Consider the following 23,535-nt stretch of genomic DNA (forward strand, 5'->3'; position numbering starts at 1 on the left):
GGGCGCGGTCTAGTCGTCTCGCCCCCCGGTGTCCAGCGCGGCTGCTGCGCCGACCGCCCGCATGACCTCGGCCGAGGTCACGGACCGCAGCGGACGCACCGGCACGCCGCCGGCGTTCAGCACTCGCGCCGTCCAGTGATTGCACAGATGGCCGATCCAAAAGGTCTCGCGGCTGGCGAAGAAGGCGGCGTCGTCGCCGGGCCGCTGCGTCGCCGGGCGGGCCTCGCCGTCCTGCAACGCCAGGGATCGCTCGATGCGCTCGGCCATTCGGTCGAAACCGCCGGGCGACAGGCGCAGCTCGCGTCGCCCCTCGGAGGCACGAAGCTGCGCCGGATCATGCTGAACTGGGTCCAGCATCACCACGGATGGGTTGCCCGGCCGGAAAAAGGCGCGGGCGCCGTCGGGCAGCCGCTCGCCTATCGGCCCTTGCTCGACATAGAAGCGTGCGTCCCCCCAGCCGATCAACACCCAGTCTCCGGGAGCCAAGCCCCGGACCGCGCGGCCCAGCGGCCCGGGGCGCGCTTGGAGCGTCGCGCGGGGCACGGCGATATCGGTGTGAAAGCCGTTGTCGAGTAGGTGGACGATCACCGGCGCATCGTCCGTCCGGCTCGGGAAAACGGCTGGATCGCCGGGCAGGGTCCAGGTCCAGAGTCCCGCGATCAGGCCGATCAGGCCCGCGCCGATAATGCGTCCCAGCCCTCCGCCCATGTCAGGCCGCTAGCGGGTGAAGCCCGGAAGCGTCGTGTCCGACGGTCCCGTCCCGGCTGGCGGCAGGGCCCACTCCCCGCGATAGGTGTAGCTCAGCTGCACGCAGTGCCGCATCTGGCCGTCGGGCCAGCGTCCCACCGCCTGCATGGTCAGCGGCCGCCCCGCCCGGACCCGGCCCAGCACCAACCAGGCCTCCTCGGCGCTGGGACACAGAGCGCGCGCCAAGCCGCGTCCGTCCCCCTGGGCCTGGATGGCGTAGATGGCCCGCTCACCGGCTTCGCTAGGCAGGGCGGCCAGGACTTGAGACGGTCCGCCACGCTCGATCCGGGCCTCACCGCGGGCGCTAGTCGAGATTAGCCGGTTCACACGGATGGCGCCGAACAGACCTCGCTCGACTTCCAGAGTCAGGCCGCGAGTCAGGGCCTGGGTGACGCGATCGGAGGCGTCATAGGCGAGGAAGCGGGTATCGGCCTGGACCGGCGCTGGCGCGGCCACGGCCGAAACGGCGGTGATGAAGGCGAGGGCGGGCATGGCTTTCATGGGCCAATCTCTAACCTGCATTGCGGCGAAAAGCCGAATCCCCTCCCGCCGGGCGGCGGAAGGGGATCGAGGTAGTCCTGGCGATGTCGCGACTCGGACAGGACTAGTCCAGCGTGCGCTTGATCTCTTCGACCGTGAAGCACTCGATGTAGTCACCTTCCTTGATGTCCTGGAAGCCTTGGAACTGCATGCCGCATTCCTGGCCCGAGGGCACTTCGTTGACCTCGTCCTTGAAGCGCTTGAGCGTGTTGAGCGTGCCCAACTCCAGCACCACCACGTCGTCGCGGATGATGCGGACCTTAGCGCCCTTGCGTACGACGCCTTCTGTGACGCGGCAGCCGGCGATCTTGCCGATCTTGGAGATGTCGAAGACCTGCAAGACCTGAGCGTTGCCCAGGAAGGTTTCCCGTTGCAGCGGCGCCAGCATGCCCGACAGCACGCCTTTGATGTCGTCCAGCAGGTCGTAGATGATCGCGTAGTAGCGGATCTCCACGCCTTCGCGCTCGGCCAGATCGCGGGCCTGTTTGGAGGCGCGGACGTTGAAGCCCAGGATGGGCGCCCCGGCCGACTTGGCCAGGTTCACGTCGCTCTCGGTGATGCCGCCGGCGCCCGAATAGACGGTGCGGGCGCGGACCTCGTCGTTGCCCATCTTGTCCAGCGAGCCGACAATGGCCTCGGCCGAGCCCTGGACGTCGGCCTTGATGAGGACCGGCAGCTCCGAGACCTTCTTGGACTGCAGCTTGGACATCATGTCGACCAGCGAGACCGAGCCGCCCGAGACCTGACCCGCCTGACGACGGGTGCGTTCGCGGTAGTCGGTCAGTTCGCGGGCGCGAGCCTCGCTCTCGACCACGGCGAAGACGTCGCCCGGGCTGGGGGCTTCGTCCAGGCCGAGGATCTCGACCGGAACGGACGGACCGGCTTCGGTCAGCTGCTCGTTGCGCTCGTTCAGCAGGGCGCGGACCTTGCCCCAGGCCGAGCCGGCCACGACGATGTCGCCGCGCTTCAGCGTACCGCGCTTGACCAGCACGGTGCCGACCGGACCGCGGCCCTTGTCCAGCTTGGCCTCGATGACCACGCCTTCGGCCGAGCGTTCCGGGTTGGCGCGCAGATCCATGATCTCGGCCTGCACCAGGATGGCTTCGAGCAGGCCATCCAGGTTGATGCGCTCCTTGGCCGACACCTCGATGATCTGGGTGTCGCCGCCCAGGCTCTCGGCGATGACTTCGTGCTGCAGCAGCTCGTTGACGACCTTGGTCGAGTTGGCGTCCGGCTTGTCGATCTTGTTGACCGCCACGATCAGGGGCGCATTGGCCGCCTTGGCGTGCTGGATGGCCTCGATGGTCTGAGGCATGACGCCGTCGTCGGCGGCCACCACCAGAACCACGATGTCGGTGACATTCGCGCCGCGCGCCCGCATCGCCGAGAAAGCGGCGTGGCCCGGGGTGTCCAGGAAGGTGACCTTCTGACCGTCGTCCAGCCGCACCTGATAGGCGCCGATGTGCTGGGTGATGCCGCCGGCCTCGCCCGCCGCCACGTCGGTAGTGCGCAGGGCGTCCAGCAGCGAGGTCTTGCCGTGGTCGACGTGGCCCATGATGGCCACGACCGGCGCGCGGGCCTCGGTCGCGTCGGTGTCGTCGTCCTCGGCCAGGAAGCCGGTTTCGATGTCGCTCTCCGACACGCGCTTGACGGCCATGCCGTATTCCTCGGCCACCAGTTCGGCGGTGTCGGAATCGATGACGTCGTTGATCTTCATCATCATGCCCTGACGCATCAGGAACTTGATGATGTCCACGCCGCGCACGGCCATCCGGTTGGCCAGGTCGCCGACAGTGATGACGTCGGGGATGACGACTTCGCGCGGGCGATTGGGAGCGTCGGTCGAGCCGCCCTTGCGCTTTTCCTTCTCGCGTTCGCGGGCCCGGCGAACCGAGGCCAGCGAGCGCATGCGCTCGGCGGTGTCGCCGTCGCCGGCCAGGGCCGAGATGGTCAGGCGACCTTCGCGGCGCTTGGGCTCGCCGCGCGTGCGGCTGACAGCCTTGCCAGGACCGGCGTCGCCGAAACGCTTGTCACGATCGTCGTCACGCGTCGCGCGTCCGCCGAAACCGGCGCGCACCGGGCGCAGGACCGAGGGTTCGGCCGGCGGCTGGTTCGGGGCCGGGCGGCCGCCGGGGCGGGCGCCGCCGGGTCCGCCGGGACGCGCCGCGCCGGGCGCCGGCCGGGGGTTGAGGGCCGAGTAGCGGACGGTCTCATTGGCCTTGGGACGACCCGCTCCCGCGCCGGCGCCGGCGGCGCCTTGCGGACGAGAGGACGCCTGGGGCCGTTCAGAGAAGCTGCGTTCGCCGCCGCCCATGGCCTGTTCGCGCGCCGAGCGGCCGCCGAAGGCAGGACGTTCGACGGGCGCGCGGCCGGTCGGGATCTTGGGCGCGCGCTGTCCGAAGTTGACGGCGGGACGCGCCGGCGGCGCCGGGCGAGCGGGCGCGGCCGGGGTCGGTTCGGCCTTGGGCACTTCCGCCTTGGGGGCTTCGACCTTGGCTTCCGGCTTGGCGGCCGGCTTGGCCGGCGCCGGCGCGGCGGCGCTCAGCTTGGCGGCCTGCTGACGCGCGGCCTCGGCGGCGGCGCGGGCGGCCTCCGCCTCGGCGCGAGCGGCGCTGGCGGCTTGTTCCGTGGCGGCGGCCTGCTCGCGCGCAGCCTCGTCGCGGCGCGCCTTTTCTTCGGCGGCCTTGCGTTCACGCTCGGCCTGGGCGCGGGTCGCGGCTTCGATGGCGCGGCGACGGGCTTCCTGCTCTTCGCTCGACAGGCCACCCGCCGAAGCGGGAGCGCGCGGCGCGGCCGGCCGCGGCGCCGACTGTCCTTCCGGACGCGGACGCGCGACATCGAAGCCCTGCGGCCTCTGATGCCCGGCTCCGGCGCCGGCCCGGCGCTTGGTCTCCACCACGACGGTCTTGGAACGGCCGTGGCTGAAGCTCTGCTTCACCGTGCCGGTCGACACAGATCCCGTGGCGCGCGGCTTCAAGCTCAGGGGCGCACGAGGCCCCGTCTGCGAAGGGGCCTGAGGGGTCTTGCCGTCGTTGGTCTTGTCGTTTTCGTCGCTCATCCGGTCGCTTTACTCAGGGCGGAGAATTCCGCCGTCGTCTTGCCCAAACACAAATAGCCGCGCGTCGCTCCACCCCCGGTCAGGGAGCGGAACCCCGCGCGTCTGAAACCCGTCCTGCTCCCTCGCCGGGAGCCGCCTCGACCTCGTCGCCGACGCCGTCGCCGGGGAAATCCCTGCGCCAGCCCTCTGGGATAAGAGACCGAAATCCCGCCAGCCGCCCGACTTCGTCAGTCCAGCGATCGGCCCGTCCGCCCGAGAGCAGCACGGCATGTATCGCATTTTCCAGCCCGAGGGCCAAACTCAAATCGTCCGCCGTGAAGACGCCGCACACTTGGGTCGCCTGATGACGGGCCAGAGCCAGCAGCTTTCCGCGTCCATCGGCGGACCCGTCGGCCGCCTCGATCAGCCACGCGGCGCGTCCGGCGCGGATCGCCGCCGCCGATTTCTCGAAGCCCGAGATAAGCACGCCTTCGCGCCGGGCAAGGCCCAGTTGCTGCAAACAGCGGCGCGCGATCAGCGTTTCAACCTGATCGGCGAGGTCCGGCTGGACCGTGAGGCGGGCCTTCGCCGCACCTGAAAACAGGTTCTTCTTGGCCGCCGTCTGGACCGAGACGCGGTTCGCGGCCACCCACAGCCCCCGGCCAGGCAGCTTGCGCGCCAGGTCGGGAACCACCGAGCCGTCCGGGCCGGCGACGAAGCGGATCAGGCGAGATTCATCCATGACCTGGCGTGTCACCAGGTCCCGGCGCTCCCTATCCGCATTCGCCTCGCGCAGCGTCATGGACGGCCCGGCTCCTCATCACGCGTCGCGCGAAGAGTCGGAAGCCGGCTCGGCCTCCGCATCATCGGCGTCGCCATCGGTGGGTTCGGCGTCCTCGGCCGCGCCTTCCGGCGCATCGCTGAACACGGCGTCGGCGTCGTATTGGCCCTCTTCGCCCTCGGCGAACTCACCCTCTTCCTCATATTCGGGCTCGGGCTGCGGCAGTTCCGACGCGTCGATCCAGCCGGCGGCCACGCGAGCCTGCAGTATCAGCAGTTCTGCGTCTTCCTGGCTCAGATTGAAGCTCTCCAGCACGCCGGCCAGCTTGACCCGCTCGCCGTTCTGAACCTCGTAGCCGCCGCGGATTTCGTCGGTGGCCAGATCGGCCAGATCCTCGACCGTCTTCACGCCGCCTTCGCCCAGGGCGACGGCGATCGGCAGGGTCACGCCCGGCACCTCCAGCACGCCGTCTTCGACGCCCAGCTCCTTGCGCTTGGCATCCTGCTCGGCCGCCTGCTTGTCCAGGTAGTCGCGGGCGCGGGCCTGCAGCTCCTCGGCGGTGTCTTCGTCGAAGCCTTCGATCTCGGCGACCTCATAGGCCTCCACAAAGGCCAGATCCTCGACCGTGGCGAAGCCTTCGGTCACCAGCAGCTGGGCGATGACCTCGTCGACGTCCAGGGCGTCCTGGAACAGCTGGGTGCGCTCGGCGAACTCGCGCTGGCGACGCTCGCTGTCCTGGCTCTCGGTGATGATGTCGATCTGCCACCCGGTCAGCTGGGAGGCGAGACGCACATTCTGGCCGCGACGGCCGATGGCCAGCGACAGCTGCTCGTCCGGCACCACGACCTCGACGCGGTCGGCCTCTTCGTCCAGCACGACCTTCGAGACTTCGGCCGGGGCCAGGGCGTTGACGATGAAGGTGGGCTCGTCGTCGTTCCACTGGATGATGTCGATCTTCTCGCCCTGCAGCTCGGCGACCACCGCCTGCACGCGCGAACCGCGCATGCCGACGCAGGCGCCCACGGGATCGATCGAGCTGTCGTTGGACAGCACCGCCATCTTGGCGCGCGAGCCGCTGTCGCGGGCGGCGGCGCGGATCTCGATCACGCCGTCGTAGACCTCGGGCACTTCCTGAGCGAACAGCTTGGCCATGAAGCCCGGGTGGGCGCGGCTCAGCATGATCTGCGGGCCCTTCGCCTCGGGGCGGACGTCGTAGATGTAGGTGCGGATCCGGTCGCCGATATTGAACACCTCGCGCGGGATCGAGTCGTTGCGGCGCATGATGCCCTCGCCGCGGCCCAGATCGACGATGGTGTTGCCGTATTCGACGCGCTTGACCGTGCCGTTGACGATCTCGCCGACGCGATCCTTGAACTCTTCGTACTGATTGGCGCGCTCCGCCTCGCGGACCTTTCCGGTCACGACCTGGCGGGCCATCTGGGTCTGGACGCGGCCGAACTCGAACGGCGGCAGGACCTCGACGTATTCCTTGCCGACCACGGCTTCGGGGTCGCGCTTGGAGGCGTCGGTCAGGCGCACCATGGCGCTGTCGTTGAACTCTTCCAGCTCGTCTTCCGGCTGCCAGTCGTCCTCGACGATGGTGACGTGACGGGTCAGCGACAGCTCGCCGGTCTTGATGTCGATCTTGGCGCGGATGTCGTGGTGGGCGCCGTAGCGCGACTTGGCGCCCTTCTGGATCGCTTCCTCGATCGCCTCGACGACGATCTCCTTGTCGATGTTCTTCTCGCGCGCGACGGCGTCGGCGATCGAAAGCAGTTCCAGACGGTTGGCGGAAATACCGGTGACGGCCATCAGGCTTTGTCCTTGGTCGCTTTGGTTTGTGCGGTGGAGGTGTCTTCGGCCTCGCCTTCCGGCAGGCCGTCGTCTTCAGGTTCGCCGCGCTCGGCGCGCAGCTGGGCGCCGCGCTTGAGCAGGGCGTCGGTCATGACCAGCTTGGCGTCCGCCAGCCAGTCGAAGGGGATCAGGGCGGTCTCGTCCTCGCCGTCCAGGTCGATGGCGATCGCATCGTCCTCGACGCCGGCCAGGATGCCCTTGAAGCGCTTGCGGCCCTCGACCATCCGGTCGGTCTCCAGCCGCGCCTCAAAGCCCTCGAACAGTTCAAAGTCGATCAGGCGCGTCAGGGGCCGGTCGATGCCGGGCGACGACACTTCCAGCAGATATTCGCCCGAGATCGGATCGGCGGCGTCCATCACCTCGGATACGGCGCGGCTAAGACGGGCGCATTCCTCGACAGAAATGTCGTTGTCGACAACCCGCTCGGCCATGATCTGCAGCCGGCGGCGCAGGGTGCCGCCCATCAGGCGCACACGCACGATGGCCAGCCCCAGGCTCTCGGCCACGGGGTCGATCAGCTCCAGGAGAGCGCGGTCTTCGGCGGTCTTGGCGCGCAAGAGGGAACCCTGAGAAAACAAAAGCGGCGACCCCTCCGGACCGCCGCTTCAATCGGCGCCGTCGGACGCCGGTCTAACGATGTGGGAGGCGATATAGGCGACCACGACCGGCTTGTCAGCCCTTTTCGCTCAACGCCGCTTATACTCCAGGAAGATCGGCGCGGTGTCGCCCAGCTTCTTTTCCTCGTAGCGGGTCACGACATGGTCGGCCGGAGCGACGTGCCAGTCCTGGTCCGCGTCGAGACGCTCAAAGGCTTCGGACCGGTCCAGCCGCTCCAGCGCCCAGTCGGCGTAGTCTGCCCAGTCGGTGACGAAGCGCAGGCGCCCGCCGGGCTTCAGCACGCGGGCGAAGGCGGCGATGGTCTCGTCCTGAACCAGACGGCGCTTATTGTGCCGCGCCTTCTGCCAGGGATCGGGGAACAGGATCAGCACCCGGTCCAGGCTGGCGTCCGGCAGGGCGTCGACCACCGCGCGGGCGTCGTCGGCGTGGATGCGGACGTTTTCGAGCTGCTGCTCCTCGACGTGCCGTAGGGCCGAGGCCACGCCGTTCAGGAAGGGCTCGCAGCCGATCACCAGCACGTCGGGCCGGCGCGCGGCCTGGGCCGCCATGTGCTCGCCGCCGCCGAAGCCGATCTCGAGCCAGGCTTCGGTCGCGCCGGGCATCAGGGTGGCGGGATCGATCGGCCCGTTCGCCGGATCGGGCACGGCGATGCGCGGCAGAAGCGTGTCCACCAGCGCCGCCTGACGCGGCTTGATCGGCCGCGCCTTGATGCGGCCGAAGGAACGCAGGGGGCCGTGGGCCTTGTCGGAAGCCTTGTCGAGGTCGGATGCCATGGCGCGCCCTCTACCGCCCCGCGCCCGACAAGAGAAGCATCGGGATGGCGTCAGCCCGCGCGCGGCGCTAGATCAGGCGCATGAGCGACGCCTTTCACACCCCCGCGACCGTCGATCCGCGCCTGCTCGAGGTGCTGGTCTGTCCGGTGACGCGCGGACCGCTGACGTTTGACCGCGCTCGGGGCGAGCTGGTGTCCAAGGGGGCCAAGCTGGCCTATCCGATCCGCGACGGCGTGCCGATCATGCTGCCCGAAGAGGCCCGACCGCTGGACTGATCAGCGCAGCCCCTCGACCGCGGCGATCAGCCGGTCGAGTTGCTCCGGCGAGGACAGACGGTGGTCGCCGCCGTCGATCAGATCCAGCCGAACGTCCCCGCCGCTCAGCCTCTCCAGCAGCGCCGTCTGATGTCGCCACGGCACGGCGTCGTCCTCGCGCCCTTGCAGAATATGAATGGGCGCCGCGATCTCGATCGGCCCGTCCAGCAGCAGCCAGTCGTGCGCCTCTTCGAACATGCGCGCGGTCAGAACGTACTCGCCCAGGCCGGGCTCGGAGATGTTCGCCTCGCCGTCGCGCAGGATGGCCTGGCGAAGGTGGTCGGGCAGGCCGGGCCACATCAGCCGCTCGGTGAAGTCCTGCGCCGGATTGACCAGAACCAGGCCCTGAATCCGCTCAGGCCGCGCCAACGCCGCCAGCAGGGCGGTCCAGCCGCCCATGGATGAGCCGACCAGGATCACCGGGCCCTCAAGACTGTCGATCAGGGCGACCGCATCCTCGCGCCAGCGTCCGACCGTCGCCTGGCGCCATTCGCCGGAAGACCGGCCGTGGGCGAAGTGGTCGTAGCGGACATAGGCCCAGCCCCGCTCGCGCGCCGCCTGGTCCAGCGCCAGCGCCTTGGTCCCCTCCATGTCCGAGCGGAAGCCGCCGATCCAGATCACGGTGGGGCCGTCGCCCTCGACGCGCTTGTAAGCCAGGGTTTCGCCGTCCGGGCGGGTCAGATGCAGCAGCATGTCGAGCCTTCTTCGTCAGCAAGCCGTCTGATAACAAGATCGTCCGCAAATTCGTAAGGTCCGTCGGTGCCGCCCAGCAAGGTCCTCTTCATCTCGCCCAATCGCATCGGCGACAGCGTCATGGCCTCAGGCATCGTGCGCGAGATTCTCCGTCAGCGGCCGGACGCGCGGATCACCGTGGTCGCCGGCGGCCCGCCCGCCGCCTTTTTCCGGTCCGCGCCCGGAGTCGAGCGGATCATCGGGATCGACAAGGCGCGGTTCAAAATGCACTGGCCGCGCCTGTGGGCCAAGATCGTCGGCCGCCGCTGGGACCTGGTCGTGGACACGCGCGGTTCGCTGGTTTCGCGCCTGGTCCTCGCCAAGGAACGACGCGTCTATTCGCGCGCGCTTCGCGGCGAAGGGCCGCAAGTCGAGATGATCACCCGCGTGATGCAGGCGCCCCAGGTGCTGGAGCCCGAACTGTTCATCGATGACGAAGCGCGCCGCGCCGCCGCCGCCGTGATCGATCCTCAGCTGGCGGACGGTCCGGGCCCCGGCCCGATCCTCGCGCTGGCGCCCATCGCAGTGCAGCCTGGCAAGAGCTGGCCCGCAGATCGCTGGGGCCGGCTGGTGGAGCGGCTCAAGGCGGATCCCCGCTTCATGGGCTGGCGCTTCATGCTGGTGGGCGGGCCGGGCGATCATGCCCCGGCCGCGCCGGCGCTGGCGGCGGCCGGGCCTTCCGGCATCGACATGGTCGGCAAGGGCGACATCCTGACCTCGGCCGCGGCCATCACGCGGGCGACGCTGTTCGTCGGCAACGATTCCGGCCTCATGCACGTGGCGGCGGCGGCCGGGACGCCCACGCTGGGCCTGTTCGGCCCGACCCAGTGGTGGATCTATTCTCCGCGCGGACCTCGGACCCAGACCGTGGCGGCCAATGCGCAGGAAGGCGAGTACGCGCGGATCGAGGACCTGACGGTCGAGCGGGTCTACGATGCCGTCCTGACCCTGCGCGAACGCTTCGCGGCGGATGCGGGCGCATGACTACGGCGCCGCGCGTCCTTCTGATCGCGCCGACCCGAATCGGCGACGCCGTGCTGTTTTCGGGCGCGATCGACGGCGTTCGCCGGCTGCTGCCGGCGGCGGAAGTGACCGTGGCCTGCAGCGCCCTCACCGCCCCGCTCTACCGTGGCTTTGATGAAGTGACGGCCGTCTGGACCCTGACAACCGGCTCGCGGCTTGCGCGATGGCGCGCGCTGTGGCGCCGAGCCTGGCCGGTGCGCTGGGACCTTGTCGTGGACCTGCGCGGCTCCGCCTTCGCCTATCTCGTCCGGACGCGACGACGTCTGATCCATAATCCGCGCGAAACGGTGGGCCTGCACCGGGTCGAGGCCGTCAGCGCCGTGTTGCGGTCGGCCACGCCCCTGTCGCCGCGACTGCCGCTGGACGAGACGGCGCGGGCGTCGGCCGACGCCGTGCTGGGTCGGGCTGGCCCCCTCATCGTTCTGGCCCCCGTGGCCGCCTCGTCCGACAAGACCTGGGAGGCCCAGAACTGGGCCCGGCTCGTCGAGCGGCTTCTGGCGCGGCCGGAATTCCAGACCCACAGGGTGGCCGTGATCGCCGCCGCGGACGAACGCATTGGCGCGACGCCCGCGCTGCAGGCGGCGGGGAAGCGCAGCGTGGACGCCATCGGCGCGCTGGACCTGCCCGGCGCCGCGGCCCTGCTGGCGCGGGCGGACCTGTTCATCGGCAATGACTCGGGCCTCGGCCACATGGCGGCGGCCGTCGGCGCGCCCAGCCTGGTGCTGTTCGGTCCCACGGACGCGCGCCTGTATCGACCGTGGGGAGAGCGAACAGCCATCGTGCGCGCAGGCGAAGATCGAGGGCCCATCGAGGCGCTCACTGTGGATCAGGTCGAACGTGCGGCTATAGCCCTGGCGAGGGAGACCGAAGGCCTGTGAACCGCATTCTGATCATAAAGCTGGGCGCGGTCGGCGACATCATCATGGCGCTGCCGGCCATCCGTCGCATCCGGCTGGCTCACCCGGACGCCGAGATCACCATTCTTACCAGCCGGCCGTTCGCGTCCCTGTTCGAAGTGTGCCCGGACGTCGACCGCGTCGATTCCTCGGCCCGCAGCGGCAGAAAATTCGAGAGCCTCTGGCTTGCCCGCAGGGTGCTCGAGGGCGGGTTCAGCCTGGTCTACGACCTCCAGGCGTCCGCCGGCACGCGCCGCCTATTCCTGGCCCTGAGGCTGCTGACGTTCGGCCGCAAGCAGCGACCTCGTTGGTCAGGGCCGTTTCGCGGCGCGAGCGATCCGGCGCCCGATCTCGATCGTTCCGCCGTGCGCGCCCAGGATCGCCACGCGGCCCAGCTGGACGTCCCCAGTCTTCCGACCGCAGGCGTGGACCGTCAGACGCCGGACCTGCGCTGGCTGGCGGATCAAAGCACGTTCGCCCTGCCAGGCTCGCCCTACGCCTTGCTCATTCCAGGGGCTTCGCCTGGTGGCGCGGCCAAGCGCTGGCCGGAGGCGGGCTACGCCGCCTTGGCCGCCGCGCTCGAAAGCCGGGGGCTGGTCCCCGTTGTTCTGGGCGGCTCGGACGACCCGGAACTCGGCCGACGTGTTCTGGCGGCCTCACGCGCCGGCCTGGACCTAGTGGGCAAAACCAGCCTCTTCGACATCGCCGCGCTCGGGGCGTCCGCTGAGGTGGCGATCGGCAACGACACCGGCCCAACGCATTTGGCGGCCTCAATGGGAGCGCCCACGCTGTTTCTGGTGTCGGACGCCTCGGCCTCGGCCCTGAGGGCGCCCTTCGAGACGATCACTCCCCTCTACGCTCCCCGACTTGACGCGCTGTCCGTGGATGCGGTCATGGAGGCGTTGGGACGGATCCTGGAGGAGCCATCCCCTCCTTGAGACCTTCCCCGTTGCGCAGCGGAGGTCCAACCATCATATTACCGCGACTTTCCATATGAACGGAGCCCACGCCCATTCGCCGTCCCATGCAAGCGCCGCCGGTCAAAGACGGGCCGCCCATCAACCAGGATATTCGCGCTACCCGCGTTCTGCTGATCGATCAGAACGGCGAGAAACAGGGCGTCATGCCGCTGTCCGCCGCGCTCGAAGCCGCGGAAGAGGCCGGCCTTGATCTGGTCCAGATCGTCAACAATCCCGACGCGCCGGTCTGCAAAATCCTGGACTACGGCAAGCATCGCTTCCAGGAGCAGAAAAAGAAGGCTGAGCAGCGCAAGCGCCAGAAGGTCGTCGAGCTCAAGGAAATCAAGCTCCGGCCCAACATCGACACCCACGACTACGAGGTGAAGGCCAAGGCCATGCACCGCTTCTTCGATGAGGGCGACAAGGTGAAGGTCACCCTGCGCTTCCGCGGTCGTGAGATGGCGCACCCCGAGCTGGGCATGAAGCTGCTGAACAAGGTCCAGGAGGACTTCGACGAGGTCGCCAAGGTCGAGTTCGCGCCCAAGATGGAAGGCCGCCAGATGATCATGATCCTGGCGCCGAGATAGCAGACGCTATGCTCGCGACTTGAGCGAGGATCAGACGCCCGGCCAGCGCCGGGCGTCTTGCATTTCGGGGGGCGGCGCCATACAAGCCGCGCCTTCGCGTACCGGACCGCCGGGCGAACAGGCATGCCTGGGCGGTCTTAATCAGGGTTTCCCGTGTGGGCTCAAGTAGCCGACAGGCGGTAGCCCACTCAAAAGAGAGAGTGAAAATGCCGAAACTGAAGACGAAGTCGGGCGCCAAGAAGCGCTTCAAATTCACCGCAACGGGCAAGGTCAAGGCTGGCGTGGCCGGCAAGCGCCACCGCCTGATCAGCCACAACTCGAAGTACATCCGCCAGAACCGCGGCACTTCGGTCATGGCCGACGCCGACGCCAAGAAGATCAAGTCCTACATGCCCTACGCCTGATCGGCGCAGCGCAGACCTGACCTTTCAACCGCATAGAATTTGAATAAAGGCCCTCAAGCAGCAAGCGACCGCGTCGCGCGCGTTAGGGCCCGTCCGAAGGAAGATACATCATGGCTCGCGTCACTCGGGGCGTTACGTCCCACGCCAAGCACAAGAAGGTTCTGAAGCAGGCCAAGGGCTTCTACGGCCGCCGCAAGAACACCATCCGCGCCGCCAAGGCCGCCGTGGACCGCGCCGGGCAATACGCCTATCGCGACCGCCGCAACAAGAAGCGCTCGTTCCGCGCCCTGTGGATCCAGCGCATCAACGCTGCGGCCCGCGCCGAAGGCTTCACCTATTCGCAGTTCATGCACGGTCTGTCGAAGGCGGGCATCGAGCTGGACCGCAAGGTCCTGGCCGCCATCGCCGCCGATGAAGTCGGCTTCAAGGGCGTCGCCGACAAGGTCCGCGCCGCCCTGGCCTAAGGGTCTTTGGCCTGATCGTTTCCGCCTGACGGAACCGAACAAAAGCCCCCCGGCCGCGCCGGGGGGCTTTTTGCTTGACCACACAGACGCTAGACGGACGCCCATGATCGATTTCGCCCAACTGGAACTCGACCTCATCAACGCCATCGGCTCGGCCGAGACCACGGCGGCGGTCGAGGACATCCGCGTCGCCGCGCTCGGAAAGTCCGGCTCCATCTCGGGCCTGCTTAAAGGCATGGGCGCGCTCAGCCCGGACGAGCGGCGCGAACAGGGGCCCAAGATCAACGGCCTGCGCGACCGCGTCGGCTCGGCGCTCGCCGCCCGCAAGGCCGAACTGGAGGCCGCCGAGCTGGACGCCCGCCTCCAGGCCGAGCACATCGACCTCAGCCTGCCGGCCCGGCCGCGCCGGCGCGGCTCGGTGCACCCGACGATGCAGGTCATGGACGAGATGATCGCCATCTTCGCCGAAATGGGCTTCGCCGTGGCCGAGGGCCCGGATATCGAGGACGACTTCCACAACTTCACGGCCCTGAACTTCCCGCCCAAGCACCCGGCGCGGGAGATGCACGACACCTTCTTTTTGAAACCAGACCCGCAAACCGGCGAGCGCAAGGTGCTGCGCACCCACACCAGCCCGGTGCAGGTGCGCACGATGCAGAGCCAGGAACCCCCGATCCGCATCATCGCGCCGGGCCGCACCTTCCGTAAGGATTCCGACGCCACCCACACGCCGATGTTCCACCAGATCGAGGGTCTGGTGATCGACCGCGACATCCACATGGGCCATCTGAAGTGGGTGCTGGAGACCTTCGTCGCGCGCTTCTTCGAGATCGACGACGTCCAGGCGCGCTTCCGCCCGCACCACTTCCCCTTCACCGAGCCTTCGGCCGAGATGGACATTCGCTGCGACCGCTCCGGCGGCAAGCTGACGCTGAACACGGGCGATGACTGGCTGGAGATCCTGGGCTGCGGCATGGTTCACCCGAACGTGCTGCGCGCCTGCGGCCTCGACCCCGACGAATGGCAGGGCTTCGCCTTCGGCATGGGCGTCGATCGGCTGGCCATGTTGAAGTACGGCGTGCCGGATCTGCGTCCCATGTTCGAGGCCGACGTGCGCTGGCTGGCCCACTACGGTTTCTCCGCCTACGCCGCCCCCAACCCCGCTTCAGGACTGAGCTGACATGACCGAGCCCGTGCAATCCCCTCTCGAACCCGTCGGCCCAGGTCCCGAGTACAAGAACCGTGGCGTTTGGCTGCCGCAGTTGTTCCTGGAGTCAGCTAGGCAGGAAAAATACGTCATCGAAGATCGCGTGTTCACGGAATGCGTGCTTGAGGGTCCGGCGGTGATTCTGCCCGTCGAGGGTTGCCGCTTCGATGACTGCTTTTTCGGCGCCCACGGCGGAGACCCCGCTGTATTGCTGATGAGGCCATTGCTTCCTGACCGCGTGGTTGGAGCGATTCCCTTCAAGAATTGCACGTTTACGCGTTGCCAATTCCTAGGTGTCGGATTCACCGGCAGCGAAGCATTTCTCCAGCAAATTCAAGATCTTTATAGAGCGCTTGCTCAGCAATGAAGTTCACCCTCTCCTGGCTTAAGGACCACCTCGACACCGAGGCGGACGTCGATGCGGTCGCCCAGGCCATGACCATGGCCGGGCTGGAGGTAGAGGATGTCCATGATCCCGTCGCGGCGCTGGCGCCCTTCACCTTGGCCAAGATCGTCTCGGCCGAGCGGCATCCGAACGCCGACCGGCTGCAGGTCTGCCAGGTCGAGACCGTCGATGGTCTTAAGGAGATCGTCTGCGGCGCCCCCAACGCGCGGGCAGGCCTGACCACCATCTATGCCCCCATCGGCGCTTATGTGCCGGGCCTGGGCGTGACCCTGGTCGAAAAGCCGGTGCGCGGCGTGGTGTCCAATGGCATGCTGTGCTCGGCCTCAGAGCTGGAGCTGGCTGACGAAAGCGACGGCATCCTGGAGCTGGCGGACGACCTGAAGGTCGGCGAGCCCGCCGCCGGCGTGTTCGGCGCCGAGCCGGTGATCGATTTCGAGGTGACGCCAAACCGGCCCGACTGGCTGGGCGTGTCGGGCATCGCCCGCGACCTGGCCGCCGCCGGTCTCGGCGCGCTGAAGACGCCCGAGATCGCGACTGTGCCCGCGACTTCTGACGCGACCGTCGCCATCCGCATCGAGGCGCCCGAGCTGTGCCCGGTCTTCGCTGGCCGAGTGATCCGCGGCGTGAAGAATGGCCCGTCGCCCGAGTGGCTGCAGCGGCGCCTGACGGCCATCGGCCTGCGTCCGATCAATCGGCTGGTCGATGTGACCAACCTGATCTCCTACGACCGCGCGCGTCCTCTGCACGTCTATGACATGGCCAAGCTGGCGGGCGGCGAGATCGTTGTGCGCGGCGGCCAGACGGCGCGCGACACCGGCGAGCCCGAGCATCTGATCGCGCTGGACGGAAAGACCTATGCGCTCGGGGCGCACATGGCGGTCATCGCCGACGCCGCCGGCGAGCGGCCCATCGGCCTGGGCGGCGTCATGGGCGGCGAGTCCACCGGTTGCGACGAGACCACCGGCGACGTTCTGGTCGAAAGCGCCTGGTTCGACCCCATCGTGACGGCCCAGACAGGCCGCGAGCTGAACATCCATTCCGACGCTCAATATCGCTTCGCACGCGGCGTCGACCCGGCTTCGGTCACGCCCGGTCTGGAGCTCGCCACGCGCCTGATCCTGGATCTGTGCGGCGGCGAGCCCGGCCCCATCGTGGTCGCGGGCCAGGCCCCGGCCGCGCCCGCGCCGGTCGCCTTCGATCCGGCCCGCGTCGGCCGCCTGACTGGCTTGACGCTCAGCGAAGACCGCATTGCGGAAATCCTGACGGCGCTGGGCTTCTCGGTCGAACGCGGCGGGCCGTGGACCGTCACGCCGCCGTCCTGGCGCCGCGACGTCGAAGGCCACGCCGATCTGGTCGAGGAAGTGGCTCGCATCCACGGTTACGACGCCCTGCCCGCCACGCCTCTGCCCGAGGCGCCGCGCGCGCCGGGCGGCGTGCTCAGCCCCATTCAGGCGCGCGTCCGCGCCGCGCGCCGCGCCCTGGCGGGCCTGGGCTACGCCGAGGCCGTGACGTGGTCCTTCCTCAAGCGCGAAGTCGCCGAACGCTTCGGCGGCGGCGCCGAGGCGCTGCAGCTTGAGAACCCCATCGCGGCGGACCTGGACTGCATGCGGCCGTCCATACTGCCCAATCTGGTCCAGGCGGCCGCCCGCAATGCCGCGCGCGGCCACGCTCAGGCCGCGCTGTTCGAGATCGGGCCGATCTATCTGGGCGATGGTCCCAAGGATCAGCGCACGGTCATCGCCGGCCTGATCGCGCCGCACGCGCCGCGTCATTGGGCTGGCGCCGGCGACGAGCCGTTGTCGGCGCTGAAGAGCGATCTGCTGGCCCTGCTGGAAGAGATCGGCGCGCCGGTCGCCTCGCTGCAGCTGGCGCAAGGGTCAAACCGCGACTGGTGGCACCCCGGCCGGTCGGCGCGTCTGCAGCTCGGTCCCAAGACCGTCGTGGCCGAGTTCGGGGCTCTGCACCCGTCGGCCCTGAAAGCGCTGGACGCTGACGGTCCGATGCTGGCTTTCGAGATCGTGCTGGACGCCGTCCCCGCCCCGCGCGGCAAGGCGTCCAAGGCGCGTCCGCCGGCCGATCTGCCGTCGCTGATGCCGCTGACCCGCGACTTCGCTTTCGTGGTCGAGGAATCGCGCGCGGCCGGCGATCTGGTTCGGGCGGTTCAAGGGGCCGACAAGGCGCTGATCGTCGAGGCGCGCGTCTTTGACGTCTATCGCGGCAAGGGCGTGGACGACGGCTTCAAGTCCGTCGCCTTCGAAGTAGTCATCCAGCCCCGCGAGGCGACCCTGACTGAAGCCGAGATCGAGGCCCTGTCCGCCAAGATCGTTGCGGCGGCCGAAAAGCTGGGCGCCCGCCTCAGAAGCTGACCTCTGGCGTCGGCGACCGCTTCGCCTAGATTGAAGCCATGAGCCTGGAGCCTCTTGATCCGCCTCCGGCGGGCCCGGTCTTCTTCGACCGCCGTGAGCTGGACCTGATCCTGCGGGTCTATGGCCGCATGGTCGCCGCCGGCGAATGGCGCGACTATTCCGTCGTGGGTCAAAAGGACGTGGCCGAGTTCGCCGTGTTCCGCCGATCCGGCGACGCCCCGGCCTATCGAATCGAGAAGCGCCCGGCGCTGAGGCTGCGACAGGGCCAGTGGGCGGTCGTCGGCGAGGGCGGGCACGTGCTGAAGCGCGGGCGCGAACTGGGCCAGGTCCTGCGCGTCTTCGACAGCGGCCGCTTCACGGTCGTGGACTAGACCTCTGTTCCGGTCTCAGGCGGCCAGACCCGCAGCCCGCATCAAATCCTTCAGCGGGGCGATGGCTTCGGGCGCGGCGGTCAGGTCGGCGCGGGTCTGAGGCTGGCGGAACAGCCTCAACGCCTCGGCCTTGGCGCGATCCGCAGCCGGTCCTAGCGGCGCGGCCTCGCCCGAGGCCAGGCGGAGCAGGGCGCCCAGCTTCTGAGGCGTCGAGACCCTGGCGCGGCTCAACTGAGCCACCAGCCGTGTTTCACGCTCGACCACGTCGCCTACGGCGCCTATGGCGTCGCACAGCTTGCCTTCCTCTATCTCCGACAGGTCACACAGGCGCGCCGAGCGCTGCAACGCGGCCAGGGCCAAAAGTTTCTGTGACGCCGTCTGCCCCGCCTGGCGCATCTCACTTTCAAACCGCAGAGAGGACACGCAGGCCGACATCCAGCGCGCCGCCGACCGCTTGTTGGACGCGCCCGTCACGTTCTCGCACAGCCAGGCCAGGTTCTGGGCCTCGTCCAGCACCGTCGGACAGCCCTTCACATAGGCCGCCACGAAGTCGGCGGTGACCAGGCTTTTGGACCGCTCGGCGAAGGCCGACAACACTTCCTCCTGGCTCAACAGGCGATCCGACGCCGCCGTCAACAATGTCGCCAAGGCGCGTAGGATCTCGATTTCTCCCACCGCATCCGCTGGACGCAAGCGGCGAGGGCCCTTGAGCTCTCGCGCCACCATCCTCGCGAGCGCCGTCGCCAGCAGCGGGAAGTCGCCCGCCGCCAGCCGTTCGGCCAGTCGCGCCGCCGGCCCGTCCAGGGGCGGGATCAACAGGGCTAGGTCTGGATCCACGCGCAGGACGGCGTCGACCTCTCGCGGCGCGATCATGCGTACAACCGCCGCGAGGCTGCCGCCCTGGTCCAGCGCCGGCCCGAGGATTTCCGCCAGGCTGGTGCGCGCCGAGAGCATTTCGCTGGCCAGTTGCTCAATCGGCACCAGGGCGAGGGCGCGCGGCGGGCCTTCGGCGGGTGCGCCCTCGGCCAGGTCCATCAATCGGCCCAGCTTCGTCCGCGCGCCCCGCAGCGGCGCCAACGCGCCCGCCACGGCGGCTCCCATCAACAGCCCCCGCTCGGCCTTGCCCGAAAGGCGGTGGGCGACGTCGGCGATCGACCGGTCGGTCAGGTCAGGAATTTTCTGAGAGCGGCCCAGCGCCATAAGCCGCTCGATCGCCTGCTCCGACAGCTTCTGATAACGCCGCACCAGGTCGTGCACCGACTGGCCAACGGCCTGGCTTTCGGGCACGGCGGTCTTCTGGATGGCGTGCTGAAGCTCCACCCCTGAGGCGTCCAGCCGCTCGGCCAAGTCGGGACGATGCAGCAGTTCGAACGCCGTGGCCCCCTGTCGCGCCAGCCAATCCTCCAGCACGCGGCCGATGAGTTCGCGTGCATGGGGCGTATAGAAGTCCTGCGGCCCTCTGCAGGATGGGCCTGCCTCTTCCTCGGAGACCAGCCGCTTGCGCTTCACCTCCGGGGCGCCCTTGGTCAGGATGGTGACGCTGGCGAACTCCATCGTTTCGGGTTCCAGCGTCTCCTTGGTGACGCGCACCGCTGCAGCGCGATCGTCCTTCAGCAGATCCTCGGCCGTTTCGATCGCTATCTTTCGGTCTTCGACCGCCATCAGCAGCGACCACGGCGCCGGGTCGGTCTTTCGCACATAAACTTCGTAGTGGATCGGACCGGCCATTCCGGCAGCTTTGGGCCCATGGGCTTAAGGCTAGGTTGCCGGAGAGACAGGTTGCGCCCGGCGGACGCCCCGCCCATGTCTTCGAGCAGACATGAATTGATAGAACGGTTACGCTTGGCGCGCGTTAAGGCGTAACGACGAGCGCCGCCGCACGTCCATGCCGCTTTCCGGCGCGCTGCTTTGAGGAGAAGCTCTTGGCCAACATCACCCTGGTCGATGACGACGAGAACATCGTGGCGTCCGTGTCGCTGGCGCTGGAAAGCCACGGCCACAAGATCACCGCCTATCACGACGGAGCCTCGGGCCTAGAGGCGCTTGAGTCCACGCCCCCCGACCTGGCCATTCTGGATGTGAAGATGCCGCGGATGGACGGAATGGAAGTGCTGCGCCGCCTGCGTCAGACCTCCCAGATCCCCGTCATCATGCTGACGTCCAAGGATGAGGAGATCGACGAAATTCTCGGCTTCAACCTTGGCGCTGACGACTACATCCACAAGCCTTTCAGCCAGCGCCTGCTGATCGAGCGCGTAAAGGCTCTCCTGCGCCGAACGGGCGCCGAGGGCGGCGAGGCCGAGCCTTCGGCCGAGGGCTCGGGGCGAGCCATCAAGCGCGGCAAGCTGACCATGGACCCGGCGCGCCACGAATCCATGTGGGACGGCAAGCCGGTCAAGCTGACGGTGACCGAGTTCCTGCTGCTTCAGGCCCTGGCCCAGCGGCCCGGCTTCGTGAAGAGCCGCGACAATCTGATGGACGCCGCCTACGACGATCAGGTCTATGTCGACGACCGCACCATCGACAGCCACGTCAAGCGGATGCGAAAGAAGTTCCGGGTGGTCGATCCCGAGTTCGACGCGATCGAGACCCTGTATGGCGTCGGATACCGCTACCGCGAGAGCTGATCGACAGGACGCCGACGAGGCGCGCCAGGTCCGCCGACGGCTGATGCGCTTCGGCGGTTCGCGCCTGGGCGGCTTCATCCTGGCGCTGAACCTGCTCAGCCTGCTGATTCTGTTCGGCGGCGCCTTGGCGCTTAACGAATGGAGCCGCGGCCTGGTCAATGCACGCCAGGAATCCCTGACCAGCCAGGCGCAGCTGTTGGCCAATCTGCTGGGCGAGGCGGGCGCCACGCGCGGCGACCCGATCCCGTCGCTGAACCCCAACGACGCCTCGCTTCTGCTGCGCGACACCTTCATACCGGCGGGACAGCGCGCGCGCCTGTATGATCTGGACGGCCTTCTGGTCACCGACAGCTATGCGGTGTCGGACCACATTCCAGGGCGAGCTCTGCCGGCGGCGCAGCCCGCAGGCACGGCGCCAGCCCCTGACCTGGCCGAACAGCGGGCCGCCGACAGCCGCCGCACGGAGGCCGCCCGCCTGGTGCTGGGCCAGGAGGTCGAGCGCGCCCTGGCAGGGGAGCCCCAGACCAGCGTGCGCCGCAACGAAGAGGGCGAGCGGGTCGTTTCGGTCTCTGTCCCCGTGCGCCACGTTCAGCAGGTGCTGGGCGTGCTGACGCTGGAGGCCGGCGATGTCGATGAGATCCTGGCCGCGCAACGCGGCGCTCTAGTGCCCTTCGCCCTCGTGGCGCTGGCGGTGAATCTGCTGGCGTCGCTGCTGCTGCATCTGTTCGTGGCGCGGCCGGTGATGCGGCTGTCGGCGGCGGCGGATCAGGTCAAGCTGCAGCGGGCGCGCGCCATCTCCCTGCCCGATCTGGAAGACCGCAAGGACGAGATCGGGGATCTGGCGCGTTCGCTGGAGAGCATGACCGAGACGTTGTCGACGCGGATGGACGCTATCGAAGGATTCGCCGCCGACGTCAGCCACGAGATCAAGAACCCGTTGACCTCCATCCGCTCGGCGCTCGAGACCCTGCCTCTGGTCAAGACGGACGAGCAGCGCGCCAAGCTGACCGCCCTGCTGCAACAGGATGTGCGGCGTCTGGATCGACTGATCACCGACATCTCAAACGCTTCCAGACTGGACGCCGACCTGTCGCGCGACCGGCCGCGCGCCATTGATCTGACGGCGCTGCTGAGCGAGATCGTCAATGTCTATGAGACCACGTCCAAGCCCGGCGAGGCGCATGTTCGGCTGACCCACGACCTGGACGCCAAGACGCCGGAGGCCCGGGTCATGGGCCGCGACGGGCCGCTGGGCCAGGTGTTCCGCAATCTGATCGACAACGCCCGGTCCTTCAGTCCGGCCGGGGGCGAGGTTCGCGTGCGGCTGGCGCGCGACGAGGCTGAACCCGGGCGCTGGCGCATCACCGTCGAGGACGACGGGCCCGGCATACCGCCGGAGAACCTGGAGACCGTCTTCCAGCGCTTCTACACCTCGCGGCCCAAGGGCGCGGCCTTCGGCTCGAACTCCGGGCTTGGGCTGTCGATCGTGCGTCAGATCGTCGAGGCGCACGGCGGCGAGGCGCGCGCCGAGAACCGACTGGACGAGGCAGGACAGGTGCAGGGCGCGCGGTTCGCCGTGACCCTGCCCGCCACCACGCGACGCGGATGACCGCGCCCCTCCACGCCACGGTCGTCGCCCGCCGGGGGCCGGAAGGCTGGCGGGCGCTGATGATCACCGGCCCGTCGGGGGCGGGAAAGAGCGACCTGGCGCTGCGCCTGATCGCCTCGGGCTGGACGCTGGTGTCGGACGACTACAGCCTGATCTGGGCGTCGGGCGGCGCCCTCTACGCCCGCGCGCCCGACACTATCGCCGGCCGGATCGAGGTGCGGGGCGTGGGCGTGGTCCACCTGCCTCGACGCGAAACGGCGCGCGTGGTCCTGGCGCTGGACTGCGTGGACGGCCCGGTGGAGCGCCTGCCCGAACCCGGCGCGCTCGAGATCGGAGGCGTCGCCATCCCGCGCCTGGACATCGACCCGCGCCTGCCCTCGGCCGCCGCCCTGGCGGCTGCGGCGATGCAGGGCCTTTGACGCCGCGCGGCTTTGGCCTAAGAACAGCCGCTTGCGGTCCTGTCCGCGCCGTCGCCTGACGGCCGGGGACGTCACGAGGCGTTTGCGGGTGAGCCCTGAATGATCGGCCTGGTCATCGTCACGCACGGCGGCCTGGCCTCCGAATTCCTGTCCGCCATGGAGCATGTCGTCGGCCCCCAGCGGGCCGTCGCGGCCATCTGCATCGGCCCCGAGGACGACATGGAACGCCGGCGTCGCGACATCGTCGACGCGGCCGCCGCCGTGGATGACGGCGATGGCGTCATCCTGCTGACCGACATGTTCGGCGGCACGCCCTCAAATCTGGCGATTTCGGTTATGGAGCAGACGCGCGCCGAGGTCATTGCGGGCCTGAATCTGCCCATGCTGATCAAGCTGGCCAGCGTGCGCGGCCGCGAGAGCCTGGAGGCCTGCGTGGCCCATGCCCAGGATGCGGGACGCAAATACATCTCGGTCGCCTCTTGGGTTCTTGCAGGCGAGAAATGAGCGATCAGGCCGCGATCCAGGAGCAGGCCTCGGCCACGCTGAACATCTGCAACACGCGCGGCCTGCACGCCCGCGCCTCGGCCAAGTTCGTCAAGACGGCGTCCGAGTTCGAGTGCGAAATCCGCGTCAGCCGCGACGGGACGACGGTCAACGCCCTGTCGATCATGGGCCTGCTGATGCTGGGCGCCGGCATCGGCTGCACCATCGACGTCGAGGCCGAGGGTCCGGGCGCCGCCGAAGCGATTGCGGCTCTGACAGACCTGGTCGCCCGCCGCTTCGACGAAGATCAGTAGCGGC

Annotated in this window: 25 protein-coding genes; 16 read left to right on the forward strand and 9 right to left on the reverse strand. The window is 68.7% G+C overall.

Annotation, left to right across the window (positions count from 1 at the left end):
• Positions 1–9: 9 nt before the first annotated feature.
• From E4M01_RS02960 to trmB, 7 genes are all read right to left on the reverse strand, one after another.
• Positions 10–708, reverse strand: coding sequence for a DUF2459 domain-containing protein (locus tag E4M01_RS02960; protein WP_135062318.1), 699 nt, complete (start codon positions 706–708; stop codon positions 10–12).
• A gap of 9 nt (positions 709–717) precedes the next feature.
• A complete protein-coding gene (locus E4M01_RS02965) occupies positions 718–1,248 on the reverse strand; it encodes a hypothetical protein (protein ID WP_245158190.1) in 531 nt (176 codons plus the stop codon).
• Between the two features lie 103 nt (positions 1,249–1,351).
• Positions 1,352–4,345, reverse strand: a complete 2,994-nt coding sequence (gene infB / locus E4M01_RS02970; RefSeq protein ID WP_135062317.1) for a translation initiation factor IF-2 — start codon at positions 4,343–4,345, stop codon at positions 1,352–1,354.
• A gap of 79 nt (positions 4,346–4,424) precedes the next feature.
• Positions 4,425–5,126 (reverse strand): RNA-binding protein, encoded by a 702-nt coding sequence (locus E4M01_RS02975; RefSeq protein ID WP_135062316.1) that lies wholly within the window; start codon positions 5,124–5,126, stop codon positions 4,425–4,427.
• A gap of 18 nt (positions 5,127–5,144) precedes the next feature.
• Positions 5,145–6,917, reverse strand: a complete 1,773-nt coding sequence (nusA, locus tag E4M01_RS02980; protein WP_135062315.1) for a transcription termination factor NusA — start codon at positions 6,915–6,917, stop codon at positions 5,145–5,147.
• Positions 6,917–7,516, reverse strand: coding sequence for a ribosome maturation factor RimP (gene rimP, locus E4M01_RS02985; RefSeq protein ID WP_135062314.1), 600 nt, complete (start codon positions 7,514–7,516; stop codon positions 6,917–6,919). Before rimP ends, nusA begins: the two co-directional genes overlap by 1 nt.
• 129 nt (positions 7,517–7,645) lie before the next feature.
• Positions 7,646–8,350 (reverse strand): tRNA (guanosine(46)-N7)-methyltransferase TrmB, encoded by a 705-nt coding sequence (trmB, locus tag E4M01_RS02990; RefSeq protein ID WP_135062313.1) that lies wholly within the window; start codon positions 8,348–8,350, stop codon positions 7,646–7,648.
• A gap of 80 nt (positions 8,351–8,430) precedes the next feature.
• On the opposite strand from trmB, the gene E4M01_RS02995 reads away from it, so the two are divergent.
• Complete coding sequence (locus E4M01_RS02995; RefSeq protein WP_135062312.1) at positions 8,431–8,625, forward strand: Trm112 family protein; 195 nt, start codon at positions 8,431–8,433, stop codon at positions 8,623–8,625.
• On the opposite strand, the gene E4M01_RS03000 is transcribed toward E4M01_RS02995, so the two are convergent.
• Positions 8,626–9,357 carry an alpha/beta fold hydrolase gene (locus E4M01_RS03000; RefSeq protein ID WP_135062311.1) on the reverse strand — a complete coding sequence of 244 codons (732 nt, stop codon included), beginning with the start codon at positions 9,355–9,357 and terminating at the stop codon, positions 8,626–8,628.
• 66 nt (positions 9,358–9,423) lie between these two features.
• Here E4M01_RS03000 and E4M01_RS03005 point away from each other — a divergent pair, with 66 nt between their 5' ends.
• The 10 genes from E4M01_RS03005 to E4M01_RS03050 all read left to right on the forward strand — a co-directional run bounded on the left by E4M01_RS03005 (position 9,424) and on the right by E4M01_RS03050 (position 18,079).
• Positions 9,424–10,380, forward strand: coding sequence for a glycosyltransferase family 9 protein (locus tag E4M01_RS03005; RefSeq protein WP_135062310.1), 957 nt, complete (start codon positions 9,424–9,426; stop codon positions 10,378–10,380).
• Positions 10,377–11,297 carry a glycosyltransferase family 9 protein gene (locus tag E4M01_RS03010; protein ID WP_135062309.1) on the forward strand — a complete coding sequence of 307 codons (921 nt, stop codon included), beginning with the start codon at positions 10,377–10,379 and terminating at the stop codon, positions 11,295–11,297. The genes E4M01_RS03005 and E4M01_RS03010 overlap by 4 nt, the downstream gene beginning before the upstream one ends.
• Complete coding sequence (locus E4M01_RS03015) at positions 11,294–12,253, forward strand: glycosyltransferase family 9 protein (RefSeq protein ID WP_135062308.1); 960 nt, start codon at positions 11,294–11,296, stop codon at positions 12,251–12,253. The genes E4M01_RS03010 and E4M01_RS03015 overlap by 4 nt, the downstream gene beginning before the upstream one ends.
• A gap of 86 nt (positions 12,254–12,339) precedes the next feature.
• Positions 12,340–12,861 (forward strand): translation initiation factor IF-3, encoded by a 522-nt coding sequence (gene infC, locus E4M01_RS03020; protein WP_135062307.1) that lies wholly within the window; start codon positions 12,340–12,342, stop codon positions 12,859–12,861.
• 206 nt (positions 12,862–13,067) lie between these two features.
• Complete coding sequence (gene rpmI, locus E4M01_RS03025; RefSeq protein ID WP_003166435.1) at positions 13,068–13,265, forward strand: 50S ribosomal protein L35; 198 nt, start codon at positions 13,068–13,070, stop codon at positions 13,263–13,265.
• A 110-nt stretch (positions 13,266–13,375) separates the two neighbouring features.
• Positions 13,376–13,729 carry a 50S ribosomal protein L20 gene (gene rplT / locus E4M01_RS03030; RefSeq protein ID WP_135062306.1) on the forward strand — a complete coding sequence of 118 codons (354 nt, stop codon included), beginning with the start codon at positions 13,376–13,378 and terminating at the stop codon, positions 13,727–13,729.
• 103 nt (positions 13,730–13,832) lie between these two features.
• Complete coding sequence (gene pheS, locus E4M01_RS03035) at positions 13,833–14,909, forward strand: phenylalanine--tRNA ligase subunit alpha (protein WP_135062305.1); 1,077 nt, start codon at positions 13,833–13,835, stop codon at positions 14,907–14,909.
• Position 14,910: 1 nt separating this feature from the next.
• Complete coding sequence (locus E4M01_RS03040) at positions 14,911–15,303, forward strand: hypothetical protein (RefSeq protein WP_135062304.1); 393 nt, start codon at positions 14,911–14,913, stop codon at positions 15,301–15,303.
• Positions 15,300–17,708, forward strand: coding sequence for a phenylalanine--tRNA ligase subunit beta (gene pheT, locus E4M01_RS03045; RefSeq protein ID WP_135062303.1), 2,409 nt, complete (start codon positions 15,300–15,302; stop codon positions 17,706–17,708). Before E4M01_RS03040 ends, pheT begins: the two co-directional genes overlap by 4 nt.
• A gap of 38 nt (positions 17,709–17,746) precedes the next feature.
• Positions 17,747–18,079, forward strand: coding sequence for a DUF2794 domain-containing protein (locus E4M01_RS03050; RefSeq protein WP_135062302.1), 333 nt, complete (start codon positions 17,747–17,749; stop codon positions 18,077–18,079).
• Between the two features lie 15 nt (positions 18,080–18,094).
• Here the strand turns inward: E4M01_RS03050 and E4M01_RS03055 are convergent, their stop codons facing one another.
• The gene (locus tag E4M01_RS03055) at positions 18,095–19,807 is read right to left on the reverse strand and encodes a hypothetical protein (protein WP_135062301.1); all 1,713 of its coding nucleotides are present in this window, start codon (positions 19,805–19,807) and stop codon (positions 18,095–18,097) included.
• Between the two features lie 194 nt (positions 19,808–20,001).
• On the opposite strand from E4M01_RS03055, the gene E4M01_RS03060 reads away from it, so the two are divergent.
• From E4M01_RS03060 to E4M01_RS03080, 5 genes are all read left to right on the forward strand, one after another.
• Positions 20,002–20,706: a response regulator transcription factor gene (locus E4M01_RS03060; protein WP_135062300.1), complete on the forward strand. Its 705-nt coding sequence runs from the start codon at positions 20,002–20,004 to the stop codon at positions 20,704–20,706.
• On the forward strand, positions 20,675–22,315 hold the full coding sequence (locus E4M01_RS03065; RefSeq protein ID WP_135062299.1) for a stimulus-sensing domain-containing protein: 1,641 nt from the start codon (positions 20,675–20,677) through the stop codon (positions 22,313–22,315). Before E4M01_RS03060 ends, E4M01_RS03065 begins: the two co-directional genes overlap by 32 nt.
• Positions 22,312–22,734, forward strand: coding sequence for an HPr kinase/phosphorylase (locus E4M01_RS03070; RefSeq protein ID WP_135062298.1), 423 nt, complete (start codon positions 22,312–22,314; stop codon positions 22,732–22,734). The genes E4M01_RS03065 and E4M01_RS03070 overlap by 4 nt, the downstream gene beginning before the upstream one ends.
• Before the next feature lie 99 nt (positions 22,735–22,833).
• Positions 22,834–23,238, forward strand: coding sequence for a PTS sugar transporter subunit IIA (locus E4M01_RS03075; protein WP_135062297.1), 405 nt, complete (start codon positions 22,834–22,836; stop codon positions 23,236–23,238).
• A complete protein-coding gene (locus E4M01_RS03080) occupies positions 23,235–23,531 on the forward strand; it encodes an HPr family phosphocarrier protein (RefSeq protein WP_135062296.1) in 297 nt (98 codons plus the stop codon). Before E4M01_RS03075 ends, E4M01_RS03080 begins: the two co-directional genes overlap by 4 nt.
• Positions 23,532–23,535: the final 4 nt, after the last annotated feature.

The organism is Brevundimonas sp. MF30-B (genome assembly GCF_004683885.1).
In the GTDB taxonomy this organism is placed as follows: Bacteria; Pseudomonadota; Alphaproteobacteria; order Caulobacterales; family Caulobacteraceae; genus Brevundimonas.

Coding starts and splice junctions, on each gene's coding strand:
- E4M01_RS02960 (WP_135062318.1), bottom strand. CDS start 708: ATGGGCGGAGGGCTGGGACGCATTATCGGCGCGGGCCTGATCGGCCTG.
- E4M01_RS02965 (WP_245158190.1), bottom strand. CDS start 1,248: ATGAAAGCCATGCCCGCCCTCGCCTTCATCACCGCCGTTTCGGCCGTG.
- infB (WP_135062317.1), bottom strand. CDS start 4,345: ATGAGCGACGAAAACGACAAGACCAACGACGGCAAGACCCCTCAGGCC.
- E4M01_RS02975 (WP_135062316.1), bottom strand. CDS start 5,126: ATGACGCTGCGCGAGGCGAATGCGGATAGGGAGCGCCGGGACCTGGTG.
- nusA (WP_135062315.1), bottom strand. CDS start 6,917: ATGGCCGTCACCGGTATTTCCGCCAACCGTCTGGAACTGCTTTCGATC.
- trmB (WP_135062313.1), bottom strand. CDS start 8,350: ATGGCATCCGACCTCGACAAGGCTTCCGACAAGGCCCACGGCCCCCTG.
- E4M01_RS02995 (WP_135062312.1), top strand. CDS start 8,431: ATGAGCGACGCCTTTCACACCCCCGCGACCGTCGATCCGCGCCTGCTC.
- E4M01_RS03000 (WP_135062311.1), bottom strand. CDS start 9,357: ATGCTGCTGCATCTGACCCGCCCGGACGGCGAAACCCTGGCTTACAAG.
- E4M01_RS03010 (WP_135062309.1), top strand. CDS start 10,377: ATGACTACGGCGCCGCGCGTCCTTCTGATCGCGCCGACCCGAATCGGC.
- infC (WP_135062307.1), top strand. CDS start 12,340: ATGCAAGCGCCGCCGGTCAAAGACGGGCCGCCCATCAACCAGGATATT.
- rpmI (WP_003166435.1), top strand. CDS start 13,068: ATGCCGAAACTGAAGACGAAGTCGGGCGCCAAGAAGCGCTTCAAATTC.
- rplT (WP_135062306.1), top strand. CDS start 13,376: ATGGCTCGCGTCACTCGGGGCGTTACGTCCCACGCCAAGCACAAGAAG.
- pheS (WP_135062305.1), top strand. CDS start 13,833: ATGATCGATTTCGCCCAACTGGAACTCGACCTCATCAACGCCATCGGC.
- E4M01_RS03040 (WP_135062304.1), top strand. CDS start 14,911: ATGACCGAGCCCGTGCAATCCCCTCTCGAACCCGTCGGCCCAGGTCCC.
- pheT (WP_135062303.1), top strand. CDS start 15,300: ATGAAGTTCACCCTCTCCTGGCTTAAGGACCACCTCGACACCGAGGCG.
- E4M01_RS03050 (WP_135062302.1), top strand. CDS start 17,747: ATGAGCCTGGAGCCTCTTGATCCGCCTCCGGCGGGCCCGGTCTTCTTC.
- E4M01_RS03055 (WP_135062301.1), bottom strand. CDS start 19,807: ATGGCCGGTCCGATCCACTACGAAGTTTATGTGCGAAAGACCGACCCG.
- E4M01_RS03065 (WP_135062299.1), top strand. CDS start 20,675: ATGGCGTCGGATACCGCTACCGCGAGAGCTGATCGACAGGACGCCGAC.
- E4M01_RS03070 (WP_135062298.1), top strand. CDS start 22,312: ATGACCGCGCCCCTCCACGCCACGGTCGTCGCCCGCCGGGGGCCGGAA.
- E4M01_RS03075 (WP_135062297.1), top strand. CDS start 22,834: ATGATCGGCCTGGTCATCGTCACGCACGGCGGCCTGGCCTCCGAATTC.
- E4M01_RS03080 (WP_135062296.1), top strand. CDS start 23,235: ATGAGCGATCAGGCCGCGATCCAGGAGCAGGCCTCGGCCACGCTGAAC.